The organism is Frankia canadensis (assembly GCF_900197875.1).
Classification (GTDB): domain Bacteria; phylum Actinomycetota; class Actinomycetes; order Frankiales; family Frankiaceae; genus Frankia; species Frankia canadensis.
Genome location: NZ_FZMO01000443.1, coordinates 1 through 1,246, shown reverse-complemented (window position 1 = coordinate 1,246; position 1,246 = coordinate 1). Strand labels below are relative to the sequence as shown.

The window sequence follows — 1,246 nt, the reverse complement described above, 5'->3', positions numbered from 1 at the left end:
CCCACCGACCACCCCGACCGCGCCGGACGCTGTCCAACCTCGGCATCGCCCTGCGGACCCGGTACGAACGGACCGGGCAGGTCACCGACCTGGACGATGCGATCAACACCGGCCAGGCCGCCGTCGACACCACCCCCACCGACCACCCCGACCGCGCCGGGTACCTGTCCAACCTCGGCATCGCCCTGCGGACCCGGTACGAACGGACCGGGCAGGTCACCGACCTGGACGATGCGATCGAGGTCTATCGGAAGGGGGTTGGGGTTGCAGGGGCGTCGCCGCAGACGCGGGCGCTCGCGGCGCGCGGCTGGGGGCAGACCGCGGCAGGTGGGGGCCGCTGGGAGGAGGCGGTAGCGGGGTTCACGGCGGCGACCGAACTACTCGGTCTGCTCGCGCCACGCAGCCTGGCCCGCCATGATCAGGAGGCGTTGCTGGTCGAGTTCGGGGGTCTCGGCGCGGACGCGGCAGCGTGCTGCGTGCAGGCCGGTCAGGTCGGGCAGGCAGTGGCGCTGTTCGAGCAGGGCCGCGGGGTGCTGTTGGGCCAGGCACTGGACATGCGCACCGACCTGACCGCCCTGAACCAGCGATATCCCAACCTGGCCGCGTCCTTCGTCCGGCTGCGAGATGTCCTCGACCAGGCCGACGGGCCGGCCGTGCCCGACCAGCTCCAGCCCGGTCAGGGCGCCGTTGACGCGACCGTCGCACAACGGCAGGCGGCGGGTGTCGCCCTCGAGGAACTGATCGCGTCGATCCGCAGGCTGGACGGGTTCGAGACCTTTCTGCAGCCCCCGCCCCTCGAGGACCTCCTCGCGACGGCCGCCGAGGGTCCGGTCGTGGCGGTGGCGGTCTCCGAGTTCGGCTCGCAGGCGTTGCTCCTGGCCGACAGCACGGTGGAGGCGGTGGCACTGCCCGACCTGACACCGCAGGCGGTCTACGACCAGGTGGTCGCGTTCCTCGGCGCGCTGGCCGACACCACCTCCGGCGTGGCGCAGCGGCGGCTGGTCGCGGTCCTGGGCTGGCTGTGGGATGTGCTGGCCGGCCCCGTCCTCGACCGGCTCCACCTGACCACCACCCCAGCAGATGGTCCGTCATGGCCGCGGCTGTGGTGGTGCACCACAGGACTGTTGTCGTTCCTACCGGTACACGCCGCCGGCCATCACGACACCCGGTTCGACACCCACCCCGCCACCGTCCTCGACCGGACGATCTCCTCCTACACCCCCACCCTGCGCGCCCTGACCCACGC

At 72.4% G+C, this 1,246-nt stretch carries 1 protein-coding gene; it reads left to right on the top strand.

The features are described 5' to 3' along the window. Nucleotides 1-1,246: tetratricopeptide repeat protein (locus tag C1A33_RS25565; protein WP_243407941.1), on the top strand; the 1,246-nt coding region annotated here is incomplete at both ends.